Origin of the sequence: Evansella clarkii, from assembly GCF_002019695.1 — a bacterium.
GTDB classification, from domain to species: Bacteria; Bacillota; Bacilli; order Bacillales; family Salisediminibacteriaceae; genus Evansella; species Evansella clarkii.
This window is the reverse complement of the sequence record NZ_KV917376.1, coordinates 3,178,687-3,202,008: the sequence shown is the minus strand read 5'-3', so window position 1 is coordinate 3,202,008 and position 23,322 is coordinate 3,178,687. Positions and strand designations below refer to the sequence as shown.

The 23,322-nt window shown below is 44.1% G+C and carries 18 protein-coding genes and 2 rRNA genes; 3 read left to right on the top strand and 17 right to left on the bottom strand.

Translation table 11 applies throughout. The features are described 5' to 3' along the window. Window positions 1-103: 103 nt before the first annotated feature. Window positions 104-3,038: ribosomal RNA gene (locus BK582_RS14830) — 23S ribosomal RNA — on the bottom strand. Window positions 3,039-3,428: 390 nt separating this feature from the next. Beyond that, window positions 3,429-4,996, bottom strand: a 16S ribosomal RNA gene (locus BK582_RS14825). The 16S and 23S rRNA genes sit together here, the layout of an rRNA operon. 625 nt (window positions 4,997-5,621) lie before the next feature. Between BK582_RS14825 and BK582_RS14820 the strand changes: the two genes are divergently transcribed. Together BK582_RS14820 and BK582_RS14815 are read left to right on the top strand one after the other, a co-directional pair. Next, window positions 5,622-6,752 carry a winged helix-turn-helix domain-containing protein gene (locus BK582_RS14820; RefSeq protein WP_078595795.1) on the top strand — a complete coding sequence of 377 codons (1,131 nt, stop codon included), beginning with the start codon at window positions 5,622-5,624 and terminating at the stop codon, window positions 6,750-6,752. A 66-nt stretch (window positions 6,753-6,818) separates the two neighbouring features. Beyond that, window positions 6,819-8,099 carry an MFS transporter gene (locus BK582_RS14815; RefSeq protein ID WP_169911030.1) on the top strand — a complete coding sequence of 427 codons (1,281 nt, stop codon included), beginning with the start codon at window positions 6,819-6,821 and terminating at the stop codon, window positions 8,097-8,099. Window positions 8,100-8,142: 43 nt separating this feature from the next. Here the strand turns inward: BK582_RS14815 and BK582_RS14810 are convergent, their stop codons facing one another. The 8 genes from BK582_RS14810 to BK582_RS14775 all read right to left on the bottom strand — a co-directional run bounded on the left by BK582_RS14810 (window position 8,143) and on the right by BK582_RS14775 (window position 14,578). Continuing rightward, window positions 8,143-8,745: a response regulator transcription factor gene (locus BK582_RS14810; protein WP_078595793.1), complete on the bottom strand. Its 603-nt coding sequence runs from the start codon at window positions 8,743-8,745 to the stop codon at window positions 8,143-8,145. A 1-nt stretch (window position 8,746) separates the two neighbouring features. Continuing rightward, the gene (locus BK582_RS14805; RefSeq protein WP_078595792.1) at window positions 8,747-9,883 is read right to left on the bottom strand and encodes a sensor histidine kinase; all 1,137 of its coding nucleotides are present in this window, start codon (window positions 9,881-9,883) and stop codon (window positions 8,747-8,749) included. Between the two features lie 2 nt (window positions 9,884-9,885). Further along, window positions 9,886-10,626: an ABC transporter permease gene (locus BK582_RS14800; RefSeq protein ID WP_078595791.1), complete on the bottom strand. Its 741-nt coding sequence runs from the start codon at window positions 10,624-10,626 to the stop codon at window positions 9,886-9,888. Beyond that, on the bottom strand, window positions 10,627-11,526 hold the full coding sequence (locus tag BK582_RS14795) for an ABC transporter ATP-binding protein (RefSeq protein WP_078595790.1): 900 nt from the start codon (window positions 11,524-11,526) through the stop codon (window positions 10,627-10,629). A gap of 203 nt (window positions 11,527-11,729) precedes the next feature. Then, a complete protein-coding gene (locus BK582_RS14790; protein WP_078595789.1) occupies window positions 11,730-12,311 on the bottom strand; it encodes a GNAT family N-acetyltransferase in 582 nt (193 codons plus the stop codon). A gap of 74 nt (window positions 12,312-12,385) precedes the next feature. Next, on the bottom strand, window positions 12,386-12,589 hold the full coding sequence (locus BK582_RS14785; protein WP_078595788.1) for a hypothetical protein: 204 nt from the start codon (window positions 12,587-12,589) through the stop codon (window positions 12,386-12,388). Window positions 12,590-12,665: 76 nt separating this feature from the next. After that, window positions 12,666-13,082, bottom strand: coding sequence for a Cif family virulence factor (locus BK582_RS14780; RefSeq protein ID WP_078595787.1), 417 nt, complete (start codon window positions 13,080-13,082; stop codon window positions 12,666-12,668). Window positions 13,083-13,156: 74 nt separating this feature from the next. Continuing rightward, on the bottom strand, window positions 13,157-14,578 hold the full coding sequence (locus BK582_RS14775; protein WP_078595786.1) for a S41 family peptidase: 1,422 nt from the start codon (window positions 14,576-14,578) through the stop codon (window positions 13,157-13,159). Between the two features lie 140 nt (window positions 14,579-14,718). Here BK582_RS14775 and BK582_RS14770 point away from each other — a divergent pair, with 140 nt between their 5' ends. After that, window positions 14,719-15,015, top strand: coding sequence for a hypothetical protein (locus BK582_RS14770; protein ID WP_078595785.1), 297 nt, complete (start codon window positions 14,719-14,721; stop codon window positions 15,013-15,015). A gap of 90 nt (window positions 15,016-15,105) precedes the next feature. Here the strand turns inward: BK582_RS14770 and BK582_RS14765 are convergent, their stop codons facing one another. From BK582_RS14765 to BK582_RS14735, 7 genes are all read right to left on the bottom strand, one after another. Next, window positions 15,106-15,609 carry a GNAT family N-acetyltransferase gene (locus BK582_RS14765; RefSeq protein WP_078595784.1) on the bottom strand — a complete coding sequence of 168 codons (504 nt, stop codon included), beginning with the start codon at window positions 15,607-15,609 and terminating at the stop codon, window positions 15,106-15,108. A 47-nt stretch (window positions 15,610-15,656) separates the two neighbouring features. Then, window positions 15,657-16,721, bottom strand: coding sequence for a GNAT family N-acetyltransferase (locus tag BK582_RS28235; RefSeq protein ID WP_169911028.1), 1,065 nt, complete (start codon window positions 16,719-16,721; stop codon window positions 15,657-15,659). A gap of 10 nt (window positions 16,722-16,731) precedes the next feature. Further along, a complete protein-coding gene (locus BK582_RS14755; RefSeq protein WP_078595783.1) occupies window positions 16,732-17,457 on the bottom strand; it encodes a Type 1 glutamine amidotransferase-like domain-containing protein in 726 nt (241 codons plus the stop codon). A gap of 187 nt (window positions 17,458-17,644) precedes the next feature. After that, window positions 17,645-20,089 (bottom strand): DNA topoisomerase IV subunit A, encoded by a 2,445-nt coding sequence (parC, locus tag BK582_RS14750; RefSeq protein ID WP_078595782.1) that lies wholly within the window; start codon window positions 20,087-20,089, stop codon window positions 17,645-17,647. Between the two features lie 3 nt (window positions 20,090-20,092). Beyond that, window positions 20,093-22,069 (bottom strand): DNA topoisomerase IV subunit B, encoded by a 1,977-nt coding sequence (gene parE, locus BK582_RS14745; RefSeq protein WP_078595781.1) that lies wholly within the window; start codon window positions 22,067-22,069, stop codon window positions 20,093-20,095. Between the two features lie 298 nt (window positions 22,070-22,367). Then, complete coding sequence (locus tag BK582_RS14740; protein ID WP_078595780.1) at window positions 22,368-22,781, bottom strand: CoA-binding protein; 414 nt, start codon at window positions 22,779-22,781, stop codon at window positions 22,368-22,370. A gap of 81 nt (window positions 22,782-22,862) precedes the next feature. Further along, window positions 22,863-23,285, bottom strand: coding sequence for a universal stress protein (locus tag BK582_RS14735; protein ID WP_078595779.1), 423 nt, complete (start codon window positions 23,283-23,285; stop codon window positions 22,863-22,865). Between the last annotated feature and the right edge of the window lie 37 nt (window positions 23,286-23,322).

The following is a 23,322-nucleotide window of genomic DNA, read 5'->3' as shown; positions in this document are numbered from 1 at the left end:
CCTCCAGTGCTTGTCGCTCGTGTACGAGGCGCTTACGCTTTTCGTGTTGCCCTCTCAAAACTGGATAACTTTTCTGATTGATAATCTTGCTTAGTAAGACTTATTGGTTAAGTCCTCGATCGATTAGTATCTCTCAGCTTCACATGTCGCCATGCGTCCACACGAGACCTATCTACCTCATCTTCTCTGAGGGATCTTACTCACATAAAGTGATGGGAAATCTCATCTTGAGGGGGGCTTCATGCTTAGATGCTTTCAGCACTTATCCCTTCCACACGTAGCTACCCAGCGATGCTCCTGGCGGAACAACTGGTACACCAGCGGTGTGTCCATCCCGGTCCTCTCGTACTAAGGACAGCTCCTCTCAAATTTCCTGCGCCCGCGACGGATAGGGACCGAACTGTCTCACGACGTTCTGAACCCAGCTCGCGTACCGCTTTAATGGGCGAACAGCCCAACCCTTGGGACCTACTTCAGCCCCAGGATGCGATGAGCCGACATCGAGGTGCCAAACCTCCCCGTCGATGTGGACTCTTGGGGGAGATTAGCCTGTTATCCCCAGGGTAGCTTTTATCCGTTGAGCGACGGCCCTTCCATACGGTGCCGCCGGATCACTAAGCCCGACTTTCGTCCCTGCTCGACCTGTATGTCTCGCAGTCAAGCTCCCTTATGCCTTTGCACTCTGCGAATGATTTCCAACCATTCTGAGGGAACCTTTGGGCGCCTCCGTTACCTTTTAGGAGGCGACCGCCCCAGTCAAACTGCCCGCCTGACACTGTCCCTGAACCGGATCACGGTCCGAGGTTAGAATTTCAGTACAGCCAGGGTAGTATCCCACCAATGCCTCCACCGAAGCTGGCGCTCCGGTTTCCAAGGCTCCTACCTATCCTGTACAAGCTGTACCAAAATCCAATATCAAGCTGCAGTAAAGCTCCATGGGGTCTTTCCGTCCTGTCGCGGGTAACCTGCATCTTCACAGGTAATATAATTTCACCGGGTCTCTCGTTGAGACAGTGCCCAAATCGTTGCACCTTTCGTGCGGGTCGGAACTTACCCGACAAGGAATTTCGCTACCTTAGGACCGTTATAGTTACGGCCGCCGTTTACTGGGGCTTCAATTCAGAGCTTCTCCCTTACGGGATAACCCCTCCTCTTAACCTTCCAGCACCGGGCAGGTGTCAGCCCCTATACGTCGCCTTGCGGCTTGGCAGAGACCTGTGTTTTTGATAAACAGTCGTTTGGGCCTATTCACTGCGGCTCTCTCGGGCTTGCACCCTATCAGAGCACCCCTTCTCCCGAAGTTACGGGGTCATTTTGCCGAGTTCCTTAACGAGAGTTCTCCCGCGCGTCTTAGAATTCTCTTCCCGCCTACCTGTGTCGGTTTGCGGTACGGGCACCAGTCACCTCGCTAGAGGCTTTTCTAGGCAGTGTAGGTACAGGAACTTCGGTACTTAAATTTCCCTCGCCATCACAGCTCAGCCTTATGGCAAACGGATTTGCCTGTTTGCCAGCCTAACTGCTTGGACGCGCATATCCATCAGCGCGATTCCCTGCCTTCCTGCGTCCCCCCATTGCTCAAATGGTGACGTGGTGGTACAGGAATTTCCACCTGTTTTCCATCGCCTACGCCTTTCGGCCTCGGCTTAGGTCCCGACTAACCCTGAGCGGACGAGCCTTCCTCAGGAAACCTTAGGCTTTCGACGGAGGGGATTCTCACCCCTCTTTTCGCTACTCATACCGGCATTCTCACTTCCAAACGCTCCACATGTCCTTCCGGTCATGCTTCACAGCCCTTGGAACGCTCCCCTACCACTGTCCGTAAGGACAATCCATAGCTTCGGTGATACGTTTAGCCCCGGTACATTTTCGGCGCAGAGTCACTCGACCAGTGAGCTATTACGCACTCTTTCAATGGTGGCTGCTTCTAAGCCAACATCCTGGTTGTCTAAGCAACTCCACATCCTTCTCCACTTAACGTATACTTGGGGACCTTAGCTGATGGTCTGGGCTGTTTCCCTCTTGACTACGGATCTTAGCACTCGCAGTCTGACTCCCGAGGATAAGTGATTGGCATTCGGAGTTTGACTGAATTCGGTAATCCTGTGGGGACCCCTAGTCCAATCAGTGCTCTACCTCCAACACTCTTCCCTCGAGGCTAGCCCTAAAGCTATTTCGGGGAGAACCAGCTATCTCCGTGTTCGATTGGCATTTCACCCCTACCCACACCTCATCCCCGCACTTTTCAACGTGCGTGGGTTCGGGCCTCCATCCAGTGTTACCTGGACTTCACCCTGGACATGGGTAGATCACACGGTTTCGGGTCTACAACAACGTACTATAGCGCCCTGTTCAGACTCGCTTTCGCTGCGGCTCCGTCTCTTCAACTTAACCTCGCACGTTATCGTAACTCGCCGGTTCATTCTACAAAAGGCACGCTGTCACCCATGAACGGGCTCCAACTACTTGTAGGCACACGGTTTCAGGATCTCTTTCACTCCCCTCCCGGGGTGCTTTTCACCTTTCCCTCACGGTACTGGTTCACTATCGGTCACTAGGGAGTATTTAGCCTTGGGAGATGGTCCTCCCGGATTCCGACGGGGTTTCACGTGTCCCGCCGTACTCAGGATACACTCCGGAGGAAACAACGTTTCGGCTACAGGGCTGTTACCTTGTCCCGCGGACCTTTCCAGGTCGCTTCACCTACGCTGTTTCTTTGTAACTCCGTATGGAGTGTCCTACAACCCCAGAAGGCAAGCCTTCTGGTTTGGGCTGATTCCGTTTCGCTCGCCGCTACTCAGGAAATCGCATTTGCTTTCTCTTCCTCTGGGTACTAAGATGTTTCAGTTCCCCAGGTCTGCCTTCTCATACCCTATGTATTCAGGTATGGATACTGCCTCATTACAGGCAGTGGGTTCCCCCATTCGGAAATCTCCGGATCAAAGCTTACTTACAGCTCCCCGAAGCATATCGGTGTTCGTCCCGTCCTTCGTCGGCTCCTAGTGCCAAGGCATTCACCGTGCGCCCTTTCTAACTTAACCGTTTTTGCGGCAGATAACCGTCGGATATCTTCGTCAACTGCGCCTTCTCGTTCCTGTCGCGTATTGGTATACGCTCAGTCACTCGAAAGCTTGTTTCCTCGATCTCCTTGGTTCTCCTTGCAAAAACCTTAATAAAAGGTTTTTTACGCAATTATGGCGTCTACATTTAGCCTTATCTAAGACACTCGGTTGTACTCGTTAAAAGTTTGCACTTTTAATTAAAACAACCGGTGATCATCAATCAGTTAATCGTTATCCAGTTTTCAAAGGGCAAAAGAATAACCTTCCTCTGGAAAGAGGAAAATCATTTTTGAGAGTATGACCTCTCAAAACTAAACAAAAAGTACCAAGCGAAGCTTTAAAAAGGTATGAGCCTTTTAAGCTCCTTAGAAAGGAGGTGATCCATCCCCACCTTCCGGTAGGGATACCTTGTTACGACTTCACCCCAATCACCTGTCCCACCTTCGGCGGCTGGCTCCAAAAGGTTACCTCACCGACTTCGGGTGTTACAAGCTCTCGTGGTGTGACGGGCGGTGTGTACAAGGCCCGGGAACGTATTCACCGCGGCATGCTGATCCGCGATTACTAGCAATTCCGGCTTCATGCAGGCGAGTTGCAGCCTGCAATCCGAACTGAGAGTGGCTTTATGGGATTCGCTCGGCCTCGCGGCTTTGCTGCCCTTTGTACCACCCATTGTAGCACGTGTGTAGCCCAGGTCATAAGGGGCATGATGATTTGACGTCATCCCCACCTTCCTCCGGTTTGTCACCGGCAGTCACCTTAGAGTGCCCAACTGAATGCTGGCAACTAAGGTCAAGGGTTGCGCTCGTTGCGGGACTTAACCCAACATCTCACGACACGAGCTGACGACAACCATGCACCACCTGTCACTCTGTCCCCCGAAGGGGAACGCTCTGTCTCCAGAGTTGTCAGAGGATGTCAAGACCTGGTAAGGTTCTTCGCGTTGCTTCGAATTAAACCACATGCTCCACTGCTTGTGCGGGCCCCCGTCAATTCCTTTGAGTTTCAGCCTTGCGGCCGTACTCCCCAGGCGGAGTGCTTAATGTGTTAACTGCGGCACTAAGGGTATCGAAACCCCTAACACCTAGCACTCATCGTTTACGGCGTGGACTACCAGGGTATCTAATCCTGTTTGCTCCCCACGCTTTCGCGCCTCAGCGTCAGTTATAGGCCAGAAAGTCGCCTTCGCCACTGGTGTTCCTCCACATATCTACGCATTTCACCGCTACACGTGGAATTCCACTTTCCTCTCCTACACTCAAGTCCCCCAGTTTCCAATGACCCTCCACGGTTGAGCCGTGGGCTTTCACATCAGACTTAAGAGACCGCCTGCGCGCGCTTTACGCCCAATAATTCCGGACAACGCTTGCCCCCTACGTATTACCGCGGCTGCTGGCACGTAGTTAGCCGGGGCTTTCTGGTCAGGTACCGTCAAGGTGCCGCCCTGTTCGAACGGCACGTGTTCTTCCCTGACAACAGAACTTTACAATCCGAAGACCTTCATCGTTCACGCGGCGTTGCACCGTCAGGCTTTCGCCCATTGCGGATGATTCCCTACTGCTGCCTCCCGTAGGAGTCTGGACCGTGTCTCAGTTCCAGTGTGGCCGATCACCCTCTCAGGTCGGCTACGCATCGTCGCCTTGGTGAGCCGTTACCTCACCAACTAGCTAATGCGCCGCGGGCCCATCTTACAGTGTTAGGAACAAGTCCCAACTTTTACAGCAGAACCATGCGGTTCTTCTGGTCATCCGGTATTAGCCCCGGTTTCCCGGAGTTATCCCAGTCTGTAAGGCAGGTTGCCCACGTGTTACTCACCCGTCCGCCGCTCATTCCACAGGCATCACCCCGAAGGGATCAGCCTGTTTCCTGCGCTCGACTTGCATGTATTAGGCACGCCGCCAGCGTTCGTCCTGAGCCAGGATCAAACTCTCCAATAAATTGAAACGAGTTTGATGTCTCTGACATCATTTAATTTGAAAGATTACTCTTTCGATTGACGGGATATTTTAAAATATCCCACTTCGCTTGGCTTATTGTTCAGTTTTCAAAGAACAAATGTTTCGTAGTCGTTTTTTAGCGACAGGATTTATTATATCACGATAACAAACCGTTTGCAACTACTTTTTTAAATAAAGTTTTTTTCGTTGCTTTTCTGCTGTGTTGTGATCAGCGACATAAACAATAATATCACACATCTTAATTCTGCGCAACTATTTTTTTAGTGTTTTTTCTTTCCATGTAGTTAAACTGCAATAAAAAAACACGAAACATAAAGTTCTGCGCAACGCCGTTTTTATGGCGGATTAATAATATACCATGTTAACCACAAAGAAACAAGCATTTATTTTAAAAATTGCCGAGAAAACTGGATTAATCAAAGTTTCATTGAGGTAACAAAAATACTTCTAATAATTCATACCCATTATATACAGCCACTAATCCTCTTTTAAAACAATCAAGTGATTTTCTTTTATGTTTTTTTAAAAGAAGATTTTCTTTCATTATACCCGTGGCGCACATGCTATTATTTATTTATAAACTATCTCCCTGGAAGGTGATTATATGGGTCTGTCTTTTGATATTAATAATTACTCCGTACGTATTGAAGGTGAAAAAATAGAATTATTAAGGAAAGAGTTCCAGTTGCTGCAGTATTTATATGAAAATCATAACCATGCATTATCCCGGCAGCAAATTCTTGAAGCAGTCTGGCCATTCCAGATCCCTTCCGACAGAACAGTAGATGACCATATATACCGGCTTCGTAAAAAACTGAAGAAGCGGTCTCCTTCTATTATAATAGAAACAATTAAAGGGATTGGATACAAATTAGTTTATTCCCCTCCCCCGTCCCATACTTTAACAATTACTGCAGATGAAGACTTTAAACGGCTAAGCACGGAACTTTTGAAAAAATATCATTTATACGGACAGGGGGAAGCAATACATAGACTTATGGATAAAGATACATTCGGACTTGTACTGGATGAAAAAGAAGAAATATTCCTGAATTTTTTAAGAGGAGACTTTTTATCTTTAATTAATTCTACCCGAATCCCTTTTAATGAAAAATCCGTCACCTTTCTGGGGCTTTATATAATATTAGAAACGGACGAAAACAAAATAGAGAAATATATACAGAAGTTCGAGAGTAAGAACCTTATCCCCGAAGAAGACAGGGAAGATATACATTTATTAAAAGTTTTCATATATATAAAGATAGACCAGTTGGAAAAAGCTCACACACTGCTTTTAGATGCTGATGAAAGAATTACTGAAGCAGTACCTGGCTTTTATGGATTTTATCAGCTTGGCTGGTTTACCTATGCCCTCTGTCTGCAGGATGCTGCCCTTGCAAAAATAAGAATGGAAATATTGGAGAATTTTTTGGAAAGATATCATTTTCAACGGGAATACGGTTTGTTCTTAGTTTTAAAAGGATTTTACTATCTTACGACGAAAGAGCATGCTAAAGGAACAGACTTAATCTCACATGCTTTTACTGTTTTGAATAAAGCCCGCTTTCCAATTCAGACGTTAATGACTATCCTCGTGACGGAGAAACTCCTCACCATATTTAAAAATCAGACCGTGGCGGAATTCATTACGTTAAAAAAAGAAGAAGTATATGAGAGATACAATATAATAGAAGTAAAACGAAAAATAAAAAATGAAATTGATTTGTTCCTCTGATATTGGTCTGACATTCAAATATTATTCTTAAAGCAAATAAATGATTTGCTTAAGGAGATGAAAAAGATGGACCAGCAAAACATCCATCCACATAAGACAATCTGGCAGAACAAAATATTTATGAAGCTATTCGCCTCATACTCCGTTTCAATGCTCGGACACTGGTTTGATATGGTGGCTATTATCATTTTGTTCAGCTATGTATGGCAGGCAAGTCCATTAGTTATTGCTTTAATTCCCGTTGCCTACGCCCTGCCACAGGTTTTATTAAGCCAATTTGCTGGGGTTCTGACTGATCAGTACCACCGGGTAAAAATAATGTTAGTTTCTGATTCTGTAACTGCTGTACTGACTTTACTATTATTTTTCACAAACAGCCCTTGGCCTGCACTTATACTGCTTGCGTTAAGATCCGCTGTAAATGTGGTTCACAGCCCTGCCCAGCAAGGCCTTATAAAACTTGTGGTTGATGAAAAACTTATTATGAAAGCTGTGACCCTGAACGGTACTGTAAATCAAATGTCGAAAATCATCGGTCCTTTTGCCGGTGCCTCATTAGCAGGATTCCTGTCACCTAAATTTTGTATTTTGGTCAATGCAGCAGCATTCACCATTTCTGCTCTCATCCTATTAAAGATTGTTCTCAATAAAAAAATGATCCGGGAAACAGCAATGGTACAGGAAAAAGGAGAACAAAAAGGGGGATTTTGGAGTTCATGGCTTGAGGGCTGGAAAATTGTCCTTAAAAGCAGAATACTTTTCATAAGCTTAATTTCTATAGTTATTGGTTTTATTGCCATTCAAATGATTGATATTCAGTTTCCTGTGCTTTTTAGAGAAATAGCTCCTGACTTACCGGAACTAACTGGCTGGTTAATGGGGGCTTCCGGACTCGGAGCTGTGTTAATGATCCTGGTTCTGAATCGTTTTTCCACGTTAAATAATTATGGAATTCTTATAGGATTAAGCATGCTCTTAATTGGAACAGGGTTTGGAGGTCTTGGGTTTCTAAGGGAAGGGTTCTTCCTGTTACTGCCTGTGTTCCTTGGCATTTCCGCTGGATTGGGGGTTGGCCTTCTCAGCATAACTTTTCAGTATTTAATTCAAAAGGAGACAACTGAAAAGGAAATTGGCCGTGTTTCTGGAATTGCAAATTCTCTTATAAGTATGACTGTGCTTGTTTCCCCACTCGTTGGCGGAATGCTTGTCCAGCATTTTGGAGTAGCTGTCATTTGTATAGCCTGCGGAGGCTTCCTTATCTTGTTTGGCCTGGGCCTGGCAGCCGGAAGTCCATTCCTCGAGGGTAAGAAGAAACTAACGAAAGAAAAAGCAGCCGCAGTGGAATAAGGAAAGTTTGGCCTTTTTATGAGAAGCACACCAAAAAAAACCTTTACAGCCATCCCTTTTCCTCCGCTGCAGCAATTGCTTCTATCCGGTTTGACGCTTCCAGTTTCTGAATGATCTCAGACATATAGTTTCGGACAGTGCCTGGGGATAAATACAGGCTTGCAGATATCTCCTTCGATGTTTTTCCCTGTGCAGCCAGCCGCAGCACCTCCCTCTCCCTTTCTGTGAGAGGGTTTTCCTGTTTGACACTGCCAAAGATTAATTCTTCGGCAAACTGCCGTTTTCCTTTCATCACCTGCCTGATCGATTCAGCAAGCTCTTCACTTGAACCGTCTTTCAGGAGATATCCATGAACATTCGCTTTAACTGCCCTCTCAAAATAACCAGGCCGCGCAAAAGTAGTCAGAATGATAATTTTACAGGAGGAACCCCGCTCCTTCAGTTCTTCCGCAACCTCCAGCCCGCTCATTAAAGGCATCTCAATATCCATCAGGCACACATCCGGTTTGTTTTCCAGGATAATGCGGAGAGCTTCTTCTCCATTTTCTGACTGGCCAATCACTTCAATATCATCTTCCAAATCGAGAAGTGACCCTAAAGCTCCACGAAGCATTCTTTGATCTTCTGCAAGAACAATCTTAATCAATTTACGCACCTGCCTCTCTGTTTTGGCGGATGACAGGAACTGAAACAACAAGTTTAGAACCATTTTCCGATACAAGTTCCATCTTTCCGTCCAGCAATTCCAGCCGTTCACACATCCCTTTTAACCCGTTTCCATACTCAACTGAATTTCCGATTCCTTCTCCATCATCCTCGACGGTTACTTTCACCTCTCCGGCAAGCTGCTCCACGATAATCCGGCAATTTTCCGCGCCGCTGTGCTTAACAGTATTTGTGACTGCTTCCCGGAGGCACATACCGAGGATATTTTCAGTAAGCCCCGGGAGTGAATCTTTATTAAGCCTGCCTTCCACAGAGCATGTTATGGAGGCTGCTTCGAGGATTAATTTACATTCCTCTACTACTTCTGACAGAGAAGCTGTTCTCATATCTGAGACAAGTTCTCTTACCTGGGACAATGCAGTCCGGGACGTCCTTTCTATTTCCTTTGCTTCCAGTTTTGCTCTCTCAGGATTTTTTTCCGTAAGCTTTTCAACGAGCTGGGCTTTTAACGTAATTAACGACAATGTGTGCCCCAGAGTATCGTGAAGATCACGGGCGATCCGCATCCTTTCTTCCCGCTTAACTAATGTTTCAATTTGTTTATTCGCTTCATTCAGCTGTCTTTCCAGCTCCATCCGGCTGTTCATAGAGCGGATCCCAAATGGAGAAAAAAGCATGATGGCGCTGAAAATAAGAAAGAACAAAAGCCCTTCTGCCTGCAGGACTCCAAAATAGTAGACAGCCGGGAACAAAATGACAAAAGCGAACACGGAATAATCTCTCCAGAAGTGCTTTCTGTCATCGTGCCAGCCGATAAAGTGAGCAGAAAAGAATCCGAGATAAATACTGTTTATATTATAAAAGACGGTAAGCAGCAGGATGATTGACAGCTGTACGAAAAGCCAGTACATAAAAGAGTTTTTTGCTGTGGATTCCTGACAATAAAGCTGTCTGTAACTAACAAGGAACAGCAGGAGCATAAATATCCCCGCAGCCAGCTTCCAGCCTGTTTCAGAACCAATGAAAAACGCTGGAAGGAGGAGATACAGAAGGAAAATGTATGGGTAGTAACCGTACCTTGCAGGGAAAAATTCAAACCTTTTCTTACTTTCCGCCATTTTTACACCGCCGCTTCCTGATTTCTTCTTACATAATTAGACAATACGACAAAGAGGAATAAATATCCTGCTAACAGCAGCCAGTTTGCAAGTTCCGGGGCATTTCCCTGTACAATCTGCCATGCACCGTTTCCAAAATTATAAGAAGGGAGCCAGATACCAATACTCTGCAAAAAAGATGGCATCGTTTCTAACGGCATCCACATTCCGCCGCAGACAGCGAGAAGCATATAAATTACATTGCTGACCCCCGCTGCTGTGTCCACTTTCTTCATTGTTCCGATTAACGTACCAAGAGCAAGAAACGGGAACGAACCTGCAAGGATCCATAATCCGCACATGAGCCACTCTGCCGGAGTGAGTGCTACACCATTAATGACTGCCCCGGCAGTAAAAATAACAATAATAGAAAATGTATGGATCACTGTCTGGCCGACCATTTTAGCAAAGAAATAGGCAGTGTCTGTCAACGGGGTAATTTTCATGAACTTCGACCAGCCCTGTGCTCTTTCTTCCACCAGTCTGATTCCAAGTGTCATAATAGCCGATCCCATCACACTGAACGCTGTCATTGACATTAAATAATGGGCCTGCCATTCCTGCTGGCCATCAATCCCTGTGTTGAAAACCCTTGTGAAAATAACGTAAAACACAATTGGCATTGCCAGTGACCAGAAAACGTAGTAAGGGTTTCTTAAAATCCTCAATATCTCCGCTTTGGACTGCATGAAAAAAGCGTTCATCTATACCGCCTCCTTTTCTTCTGTCAGCTGTTCGAAAGCATCTTCCAGACGTCCTGAATCAACCTGGATATCTTTCCAGAATCCATTCAGCTTATAAAGAGAGGATAGGACTGCATCCGTATCATCAGTTTCAAGGTGCACTCTTCCGCCCTTAACAGAAACTTTTTGAATGTGAGGCAGGTTTTCAAGACCTTTTATATTTATTGCCTCGGTTTTTCTGAAGGAAACTGATTTCCTTGTCAGCTTCGCTTTAATTTCTGCAGGGGAGCCGTCTTCAATTAACCTGCCGTTATGGAACAGTATAATGCGTTCTGCAGTGTCATCAGCTTCCTGGAGATAATGGGTGGTAAAAATAATCGTTTTGCCTCTGTTTTTCAATAGATGCACTGTTTGCCAGAAAATTTTCCTTGAATGAATATCCATGCCGACTGTGGGTTCATCAAAGAATAGTACTTCCGGGTCGCCAGCCATTGCCAGAGCGAAGCTTAACCGGCGTTTCTGTCCCCCTGACAGTTTTTCAGCCCGCTTTTTCAGCTCATATTCTTTAAGGCCTGACAGATTTACTAGTTCTTCAAATGATAATGGTTCCGGGTAATAGCTTCTGAACAGCTGAATCACTTCTTTCACAGTTAAAGCATCAATTACACTAACTTCCTGAAGCATCGCCCCGATTTTTTCACGAACTTTCCTGGAATTAGGATTTTCTCCTAAAACCTTTACTGTTCCACTTGAAGGCTGAAGCAGTCCAAGCATCATGGAAAGGGTGGTTGTTTTCCCAGCTCCGTTTGGGCCAAGTATGGCTGCCACTTCCCCCTGCCTGATAGAAAAGGAAACTCCGTCTACCGCTTTTTTATCTTTAAACGTTTTCGTAACATCTTTTAAACAAATTATCTCATTCAAGACCATCACCTCCGCTTTTCTGATTTTATTGTATTGTTTATATGCTTTTCCAATTAGTGGAGGGTGTCATGATGTTTATATGACATTTGTCATCTTTATGAGAGTAAGGGGTGAAGGCTTGCGCTTCTGCGGCATTAATTGAATGTAAAAAACGTTTCTCCCGAGGAAGAAACGTTCAATACACATCAACAGTACTGTTTAATTTAGGGCCACTGCTTAATTTGGATTACTTCAATAAATTTGTGCTTTGGAGCTTCATATTCTCTATCAAGAATACTCATCATTACATCTGACTCATAATTCCCGTTAATTAGTGCACCCTCCCTTTCCTTCCCTTCCTCAATGAACCCGCATTTTTTATAACAGGCTATTGCCCGTTTGTTATATTCCAGAACTCGCAGATCTACTCTGTGCAGCTTAAGTCCCCTAAAAGCATAATGGAGAATAAGCTGGGTAACCTCAGTTCCCAGCCCCTTTCCCAATACCGAAGGGTCGAAAAAACCAACTGCATACCTTGCACGGTTATCGGTTTTATCTACAGTTAGACGTGCCTGGCCAATACAACGTCCTTCATACTCTACACACCATTCATTTTTATTTAATCGGATTCGTTCGACGAACTTTTCAGCGTCCTCTTGAGTAAAGGGTTTTATATTTTTTGTACTACCTCCGTACATTCTTATAATCTCTTCATTCCAGCCGCAGTTATAACGATCCTTAATATCTGTTTCTGCAGGCCTCCTGAGTAAAATACTCTCACCTTTAATTAACGGAAGCTGACTCATTGCACTATCCCCCTGTGACTTACTGAAGACTCCAAACCCTGCTGAAACATTATCAAATGGAAAAACCAACGGATTTATTTATTAGATTGAAGCTTTTTTGCCTGATATGTTACAAAAGCGCCGAGAGAGCCGCCTATCGACAGTCCGAGAAATGTGGGAATATAGTTCAATACTGAGACAGATCCATCCTGAATAAAGTCAGTCAGAACGAGTAATATGCTGACAATCAGCGGAATAACCAACATCCAGATTAAAATAGTCTTCCTTGGCTCAGACATTCAATCACCTTCTTATACTGGGAATCATAGTTACTTACTCTAGCAAATTCATTAATCTCACTTAACAATCCACAGATTATGTTAACAGTATATTATTTAGTTTTTTCATCGGAACACCTGTTTCAATATAACTCCTGACTATTCGCCACTCTCCATCGCTGCTTTTCTTAAACGTTTCAAAAAACAGATTGCCTGTTTTCATTATCTCTCCGTTTAAGATCAATGTTCCTGTGAGCACTGCCATAACTTCATCTTCATTCAGTTCCATGGCTGAAATTTGGTTTACAACCCATTCGCCATTATTTTCTCTTACAAACCCGAAAGCCTGCTCCCATCCTTTAATAGATTCTTCATACCCGAAGTCTTGCGGTTCGCCGTCTCTGATTTCTCTCGCCTGATAGCTTTCATCAATAAACCTGCTTAGGTCACTGAGGGAGCAATTTCTCCATGCGGTTAAAAATCGGTCAATTGTTCCTTGGAAATTATTATTCATCGTTAAAACCCCTTTAATATTTAGGTTTATTGAGCCTTGGAGCAATCACCTGCTCTTATAACTGCCAGGATGTGCTAATTTAATGAAGATATTTTCCTTACAGCCCGCTCCAGCTGTTTATCCTCTTCAGACAGAAAATCTATCCTCACCCTCTCGATTAAAATATCCGGATAGAGAACGTCTTCAGGATCATTTGCCGGTTCTGGCCGCATAAACTCTCTGTGTGATACGGTTAAAGTAAAGCCGGTGTTTGGCAGCCCGAACAAAAGCATGTCTCCAAATGAGCTGGGTGCACCGCCGGTTGGTTCACCAATAATTGTGGCAAGACCTGAATCGTGGAAGGTAACTGCGAAGTCTCTCGCCGCGCTGAAAGTTCCTGGTCCGGTAAGGATATATACTTCCCCGTTAAAAAGAGGCTCCTTTTGTTCATTGCCTACTGGCAAGGGGGGCGATTTTGCCTTTCCGTTTGTTTCCGCATATCCTGCCTGTTCACTTGCCTGGCTGGAGAATTTTGTTTCACTTCCATAGCTGTAATACATAGTTGCTGGCATATGACTGAGAAAAGGAAGAATTACCGCCCCACTTCCGCCTCCGTTTTTTCTTAGATCAATTATTATATTTTCAGCTCCGGACTCTTCGACAGCTTCAAAAAATTCCTCCACACTCTTTTCAAATAAAACCGTTGCCTTTGAATCGTTCAGGTAATAATAACCCGTGCTATTGGCTTCATCAATTGACCAGCCGAAATACTCATCTTGTGAACCACCCTCCAGGCCATTATTTCCGTTATCATCATTTATCTTTTCAAGCGGTATTTTTACTGTCTTCTCACTTCCATCCAATGCCTTAACTGTCAGCTCCAGTTGTTCTCCCTCCAGTAACCCTAAAGCATTCAGAAAAAGTTCGTCCTGTAAATATCTTCTCCCTGTGTGCTTAACCCAGTATGTATTTTCAGCTGGAATGATTTTTTCCAGTTCAAACAGTATGTCTTCTACTGACCTGCCAGCTATTTCTTTTACCAAATCGCCCCGCTCTGCCAGGTTTGAAGAGCTTTCTGTCACAATTACCCCCTCTTTCACCCATTCAAAAGAAAGAGGCAGCTGCCTTCTCTCCATGTTCACTGGATAAACATTTGTATGAGCATCTTCCATATGTGTGATGAATTCAGAAAGACGAATGGCAAAATTGCCTGCCGTTAATGGCTCTTTTAATTGTTCTTCCGTCTTCTCCACAAGTTCTTCCCACGTTTTTTCTAAGTGCCTTCCAGGATCAGGGTGGACATCCTTTATTGTTTGGTGGAGAAAATGAAAGTCTTCAAGCATCACTTCCGGGGATAAATAGTCGTTTTTATGAATATCATCTTTTTCCTGAAGGGAGCCACCATCATAAACCTGCTCAGTTACCGTAGATGTGCCTTGAGCGTATATGGCTACCGAAACAAGGATAATGAGCGCGATAATACCAGAAAAGAAAATAAGTGCTTTTTTTATTACCATCTAAATCTGTCCTTCTTCATGTATATATATTAAAAAACAGCCTTCTCATCCATCGCCCCACTTAAGCCAGTAATTTTTTTTCAAGGATATTTTCATTAAAAATACAAAACCTAACTGTTGTACTGAAGGAGGTGAGACTTATGGAAAATCAAAACAGACAGCAGAATCAGCAGCAGGGCGGCCAGCAAAATAACGGGCAGCAAGGTGCTGCGCAAAATGTGGCAAATGCCATCAAGGGCGGCGCCGATGTAGTTTTTGATGCTGCGCAAAACACCATTCAGGCTACAGAAAATATCGCGATGACAGCTGTAGACGAGACGGCAAACGCAATCAGTAAAACTGCAAATGCCGCAACTACACCTGGTACTGGAGAAGGACGTAATCAGCAGCAGAATAAACAGCGAAAGAACCAGGGACAAAATAATCAAAATCAGTAACATACATTAAACAGGTTCAAAATTATTTATTTATCACCTGCCGGCTGCCCTTTTTGGCATCCGGCGGCTGATAGAAGTTATAAGTTAATTTCAGACAATTTCACTCTGCTGAATCTTCATGGAGAGTTGTTTTGTTTTTAATGTATGGCCGAAGAACTCCTCTTCGAATTCTTTCGAGAACTGGAACCCTTTTGCAATGTAAAAAGTGTATGCTGACTCATTCCCACGTTCTACATGTACGATAAGCTCTGTTACATTCGGAAGTTCTTTGAGTCCCATGTTAAAAAGTTTAGTGCCGATTCCTAATCCCTGATTTTCCGGAAGAATATATATGGCACCTAACTCTGCCTGGGAATTTTCACGAAAAAAGTTAGCAAAGCCCACTATATTTCCCTTCAGCTCAGCAACAAGAAAAATGGAAAAATTAATTCGGTTAGACATACTCTCGTCCGAGTACGCTCTCTTAATAAACTTGTTCTGTACATCAAGCGGGATGAGACCCTTATATGTTTTATTCCAGGATGTTTGCGCCACCTTCCGTATTGACGGAATATCTTCCGGTACTGCTTTTCGAATTGTTAATTCTCCCTCCATGTAAATAGCCCCCTTAATAAAAACAGTAGTGATAATTCATTTTTCCTTTATTCCTCTGGCAAAGCAGATATAATTTGGTCTAGATGATGTCTGTCATGTTTTTTCAAGCCCTCAAAGTATTCATAAAAGGTAAGTTGTCTGGAACCAATGGTGATATTTTTTCCCCATACTTCCGGTTCCGTTTTCAGAAGAATTTCATAAATTTTTGTTTTAACAGAAATAAACTGTTCAATAATTTCTTCTTTGGTGCTTTCCCTGCTGAGCCGGGCACTTTCCTGATTAAAAGATTCCACATCCGGGGCTGGAGGCAGTGGTTCATCCGTAAATAAATACGGCAGTCTGTTTTCCAGCAAAAACTCATCCCATCGGGTTAAATGTCCCATAACCTCAGCAATGCTCCATTTTTGAGGAGCAATTAAAGTTCTCCACTCTTCTTCAGAGAATTTCTTTATTAATCTTGCAAGCCCTATCATAAAATCATAATGTTCTGCGATTTCCAGCTTTTGTCCGCCTGTTTTAGCCAGCCTGTTTTCACCATATATATCACGCCGGGTTGCAAAATCATCATCAGTTATTGATAACGTAAGTATGTCCTCATGTCTTCCCTTAATCAGCATACTTTTTCTGGCTGTTCCCTCATATTGCATACCACTTTTGGACATTACTCTGAGAGATCCGGTGTTATCAAGGATACAACGGCCCTGAATTCTCACCAGCTTCATTTGTAAAAATCCAAACTTGATTACTTCTCTGAGAGCTTCTGTCGTTATCCCTCTCCCCCAGTATTCAGGGGACACGACATATCCTATTTCAGCAGTTTTTTGCCGTGGTTTCCACCAGACAAAATCAATAGTGCCAATAAATTTTCCGTTCTCTTTTAATTCGATGCCCCATGGAGCCACCATTCCTTCGTTATACTGCTTCAGCACATGGCTGATAAAACTCTTCGAATCATCCAGGGTTCGGTGAGTCTCCCACGTTACATATTGGGATACTTCATCTATCGAAGCGTATGAAAACATCGCTTCAGCATCATCCATCGTTATTTTTCTGAGAAGGAGGCGTTCCGTTTCCAAAATAGGCAGGTCTCCATAAATATCTTTAATTTCCATAATCTTACCCCTATTCATTCATTACTTTGTTATCCCTCTCTGAGGCACCCAGGAACTCTGTTTTCAGTTCAGCCTCCACCAATGTATTGTCGTAGAATACCTGGAATGCTTTTGCTGCTGGTCTTGAGCTTACTATCCTGTTTACTTCCTGCCCGATATAATGTAAAGCAACACCGTCATCCGCAGCTATTCCCGGCTGAATTTTACCAGACGCCACTAACTCGTGAAAAGCAGGTCTTCTGTCTGCTTCCCCGTCATAGTGAGGACAATTGCTTCCTCTTAACAACCCCAGGCATTGCAATGGTTCCAGCTTATCTCCATACGAATCAGTGATTCCTTCTTCAAACCAGCATATAGAACCAGCACTCACACCAGCTAAGATAATTCCATTGTGCCACGCATTTTCTAAATACTCATTAAGTTTCCAGTCCCTCCAGAGAGCCAGTAAATTTTTTGTGTTCCCCCCGCCCACATAGATGATATCTTTATCCATAATAAACTCCTCCAGATCACGAGAAGGAGGGCGGAACAAAGACAGATGAGACGGTTCACACTGGTGGTTTTTGAAAGACTGATAAAAATTATTAATGTACCCTTCAGCATCACCACTGGCGGTTGGCAAAAAGCATACTTTCGGCCTTGTTTTTGGTGACTGGTTCAGTATGTAAGAGTCGAGCAGCGGATTCTCCGGCTCCATGGAGAAACCACCACCTCCCATAGCAATGATTTGCTTCACTCTTTTACCTCCTTTTAAAAATTATAATGTGTGCAGGTTTATATAATTTTAACATTAATTTCCTTTCTGAAAAGAGTTAAAAACAGACTTTTCATAAAAGAAAGTAAATTTAATAAAAACATAAGAAAAGGAACCGGAGAAAATCCTCCCGTTCCCATTGAACTGTAGTCTGGTCCTGCACAATTAATTATGTTTGTTCGTTTTCTTCTGCCTCTTCATTTTCATACCATACGTCAAGAACATCGCCTGTCTCCTGAGTATCAAAAAGGAAGGAGCCGTTCGTATAACGATCATTAAAACGTACTGTTTCTACATCTACTGAATCAATCGTTCCATTCATTACTTTAATAAATACACGGCCCTTCCTTTTTACCGGAAGAAGGGCAGCAACTGTATGAGGCTGGCGCTTCAGTTCTTTAAGCATTACAAGTCCCCGTTTGGCCCTTGATGCTTTCTCAAAGTTAGACAGTTTCATTTTTTTGTAAGCGGCACGCTGGGTAACTAAGAACAAATGAGGAAGATCTTCCTCATTAAACGCGAAATAGCTCACTGCTTCATCGTCTTCTTTCAGATTAATCGCCTTTACTCCGGCAGTTCTTTGGCCTGTAACAGCCACCTCTTCCTGGCCAAACCACAGGCCGTAACCTCTTTTTGTGGCAGCGAATATATCTTCACTGCCGTCGGTTACTTCGGTGTATATCAGTTCGTCATCTTTTTTCAGTTTGACTGCCATCAGTGCTCTGGAGTTTCGCTGCACTTTATAATCCGAAAGCTGTGTACGCTTAATCATTCCATTTTTTGTTCCGAACAGCAAGTACTTATCCTCGCTGAATTCTTTCACTGGTATCGCTTTAATGATTTCATCCCCTGCGGACATGGTGATGAGATTGCTCACGTGCTGGCCGCTGTCTTTCCAACGTGTCTCAGGCATCTGATGCACTGGCAGGAATAAAAACGATCCCCTCTTCGTAAACAGAAGCATGGTGTCCGTCGTATTTTGTTCTGTTGCATGAATCATCCTGTCTGTTTCCTTCATACCAGGCGGTTCTCCGTTAGACGCAGAATAAGAACGAAGGCTTGAGCGTTTTACATAACCCTCCTTCGTAACTGAAACCATAACGTCTTCAGAAGGAATAACGACCTCCATATTGATCTTTAAATCTTCAATTTCATGCTCGATAATCGTTTTCCGTTCATCGGCAAATTTCTTTTTCGTTGCCCGGAGTTCCCGCTTGATCTCACTGATCAGTTTTTTCTCGCTGCCAAGAATGCTCTCCAGTCTTTCAATTTGCTTCCTTAATTCCTCTGCTTCTTCCTGAAGTGTTGTAATATCTGTATTCGTTAAACGGTAAAGCTGTAATGTTACAATCGCTTCCGCCTGAGGCTCTGTAAAACCAAAGGATGCCTTCAGCTGCTCTTTTGCATCACGCTTATCTTTGGAAGCCCGAATTGTTGCAATTACCTCATCAAGGATCGAAATTGCTTTTATCAGACCTTCTACGATGTGTTCTCTTTCTTTTGCTTTATTCAAATCGTATGTAGTCCGGCGTCTGACAACCTCTTTCTGATGCTCATTATACGTCCTGAGCATTTCCCGCAAACCGAGAAGCTTCGGTGTTTTATTAGAAATCGCTACCATATTGAAATTATAGGAAACCTGCAAGTCTGTGTTTTTAAACAGATAAGTAAGAATGCCTTTTGCGTCTGCATCTTTTTTCAGTTCAATAACAATCCGCATTCCAGTACGGTCTGTCTCGTCCCGGACTTCCGCGATTCCATCTACCTTTTTATCAATCCTCAGCTCGTCCATTTTCTTGACAAGGTTAGCCTTATTGATTTCATAAGGAATTTCAGTAATAATGATTTGCTGTTTTCCCCCACGGAGCTCAGCAATCTCCGTCTTACCCCTGAGGACGATTTTCCCTTTTCCAGTTTCGTAAGCTTTTCTAAGCCCGTCTACACCCTGGATAATTCCTCCTGTTGGAAAATCAGGTCCCTTAATATGCTCCATAAGGTCATCTACAGAACAATCGGGATTCTCCAGGTGATGTATTGCAGCATCAATTACTTCCCCCAGATGGTGAGGAGGTATATCTGTCGCATAACCACTGGAAATACCAGTAGAGCCATTGACAAGAAGATTCGGATACCTGGAAGGCAATACTACTGGCTCCTCCAGGGAATCATCGAAGTTAGGCATGAAATCTACCGTATTTTTCTCAATATCAACAAGCATTTCTGCAGAAATTGCGGAAAGCCTTGCCTCCGTATAACGCATGGCAGCAGGAGGGTCTCCGTCTACAGAACCATTATTTCCGTGCATTTCCACCAGCATATGCCTCATCTTCCAGTTCTGGCTCAGACGGATCATCGCTTCATACACGGAGCTGTCTCCGTGAGGATGGTAGTTACCGATAACATTACCAACCGTTTTTGCAGACTTCCTGAACGGCTTGTCCGCTGTGTTTCTGTCCATATGCATGGCATACAAAATTCTTCGCTGTACTGGCTTCAGGCCGTCTCTCGCATCCGGAAGAGCTCTGTCCTGAATAATATATTTACTGTAACGTCCAAACCTGTCTCCAATTACATCTTCCAGAGGCAGGTCTAAATAACGGTCTTTTTCCTGCAAAGATTATTCCTCCTCTGTCACTAACAAGTTTTCATTTTCTAGTATGTTCGTTTCCTCGGCAAGTCCAAATTCCACATTGCGCTCAATCCATTTTCTGCGGGGCTCCACTTTATCCCCCATCAGTGTGGAAACATGCCGTTCCGCCCGTGCAATATCGTCAATCCGGACCCGGACAAGCGTTCTCGTCTCAGGATCCATCGTTGTCTCCCAGAGCTGGGTCGCATCCATTTCACCAAGACCTTTATACCGCTGAATGGTATATCCTTTACCGATCTTTTTCATTGCATCTTTCAGGCCTTCTTCATCCCATGCGTATTCGATCTTTTCTTTTTTCCCGGTACCCTTGCTTACTTTGTAGAGGGGTGGAAGAGCTATATATACCCGTCCTGCCTCCACGAGAGGCCGCATATACCTGTAAAAGAACGTCAGCAGCAGCACCTGAATGTGTGCTCCGTCCGTATCAGCATCAGTCATAATAATAATTTTATCGTAATTTATATTATCAATATCAAAATCAGCACCAACGTCTCCGCCTATAGCATATATGATCGTGCGGATTTCTTCGTTTTTCATAATATCCGCGAGCTTCGCTTTTTCCGTATTGATAACTTTACCTCTAAGGGGAAGTACCGCCTGGAATTTCCGGTCTCTGCCCTGCTTTGCAGATCCGCCGGCAGAGTCGCCCTCTACGAGATACAGTTCGTTTCGGGCAGGGTTTTTCGATTGCGCTGGTGTCAGCTTTCCACTCAGCATCGCATCCTTGCGCTTATTCTTTTTCCCGCTCCTTGCATCTTCCCTTGCTTTTCTTGCCGCTTCTCTTGCCTGTGCAGCTTTAACTGCCTTTCGGATCAGATTGTTGCTAAGCTCCGGATTTTCTTCCAGGAAAAAGCTCAGTTTCTCGGAAACGATTCCATCCACAGCAGAGCGGGCAGCTGGTGTTCCGAGCTTCCCTTTCGTCTGGCCCTCAAACTGAAGAATATTTTCAGGAACACGAACAGAAACAATTGCGGTAAAACCTTCTCGTATATCATTACCGTCAAGGTTTTTATCCCGTTCTTTTAACAGCTGAAGTTTCCTTGCATGCTCATTGACAACCCTTGTTACCGCTGTTTTGGCGCCGAGTTCATGGGTTCCACCGTCTTTTGTACGGACATTGTTTACGAATGAAAGCATATTCTCTGTGAACGCGTCATTGTATTGAAAGGCAAAGTCCACTTCAATTCCGTCAGCCTCTCCCTGGAAGGAAACGACAGGGTGAAGAGTTTCTTTTTCCTCATTTAAATATTCAACGAAGGCTTCGATACCAGTTTCAAACTGGAAAACCTCCTGGTCATTTTCTTTATCAGGCCTTTCATCCTTCAGGGATATCTTTAATCCTTTAAGCAGAAAAGCTGCTTCTCTAAGACGCTCAGCAAGCGTGTCGAAATGAAAAACCGTTGTGCTGAAAATGGTGCTGTCCGGTTTAAAGTGGACAGTTGTCCCGGTCTTTTTTGTTGTTCCGATAACCTCGAGAGTAGTTACAGGATTTCCTCCGTTTTCGAATCGCTGCCTGTATATTTTCCCCTCCCTGTATATAGTGACTTCCAGCCACTCTGAAAGAGCGTTTACTACAGATGCACCTACTCCGTGCAGTCCTCCGCTCGTTTTATATCCTCCCTGGCCGAATTTACCTCCGGCATGAAGAACTGTCAGAATAACTTCAGGGGTCGGCTTACCTGTTCTGTGCATTCCTGTAGGATAGCCTCTCCCATTATCTTTAACACTTATGCTGTTATCTTTGTGAATCGTAACTGCAATCTCATTTCCGTAGCCTGCGAGCACTTCATCAACAGCATTATCTGTAATCTCAAAAACAAGATGATGCAAACCCCGGTGGTCTGTGCTGCCAATATACATCCCCGGACGTTTCCTGACAGCTTCCAGGCCTTCCAGCACCTGAATTGCATCGTCATTATATTCAAACTTTTGTTTTGTAGACAATGATAATTACTCCTTTCCAACTCCCGAACGTACCTTCGTATCCTTAATAAACATACCATAAGTTATCATTGGTTTCGATAAATAAATTAAAAACAGTATAATTGCTATTTGAGATTCATCTGGCTACTTTCCAGCTTTCAGTATACAGATAAACACTCTGTGGTATAAAAATGAAGTAAGTACTCATTACAATATAGAATAATTCCCTGATTTGTCAATCTGCCCTGCTGCGCTCTTCCTGTCAAATAGCACTATAAAAAGCGGCCGGAAGCATTGTCCAGCCGCTTTTCACAGTATTTCATTTCCTTACTAGTACTGCGTGATCCACTTTAATGCACCTGTCCATTACCACTGTCATGCCTGCATCACTGGCAATATTATATGCTTCTTCATTTGCCAGCCCAAGTTGCGTCCAGAAGACTTTAGCATTCACTTTTGCAGCTTCCCTGGCCACTTCCGGCAGGAATTGATTGCGTCTGAACACATTAATTATATCTACCGGTTCTTTCAGTTCACTCAGTGACGAAAGGGCTTTAATACCAAAGACTTCGTCTGCATTAGGATTAACCGGAATAATTTCGTAGCCGGCATGCATCATTGCTTCAGCCACATTGTAAGAAGTTCTGTCAGGGTTATCTGAAAGCCCGACAACTGCGATTTTTTTTGCAGATTCAAGAATTTGTTTTACCTCTTCCCTCGTTGGATTCTTCATTTCATAAACCACCCTTGCAAATATTATTAAAAACCGGGTACTTCCGTTTATACATAATCTTTCAGAACACTTGCAGCTGCGTTATTTAACGATCATAACCGGGCATTCTGCACGCTTGGCGACTTTATGACTAACGCTGCCAAGGACCATTTCCTGAAATGGATTGAGACCTCTGCTGCCAATCACCACGATATCGTAATCCCCATTATTCGCATTTCTGATAATGGATGGCCCTGGTTCCCCGAAAATATGCTGCACTTCATATGTTACTCCTTCATCTTCAAGAGACTTTTCAATCGAAGCTGTTCTCTCTTTATGATGGTCAGGTACTTTCCCCGGTGACAGAGCTTCCTCCAATACTTCTGTACGGCCGGGTATATCATCAATCACATGAATTAACGTGACAGAAGAACCTTCTGTTTTTTTTGCTAAAAAAATCGCTTTTTCTGCGGCTCTCTTTGAATGGGATGATCCATCAGCGGCAAGAAGTATCTTTTTAAACATTGTCCATCCCCCTCCCTTATCCCAGGTTTATAAGCGC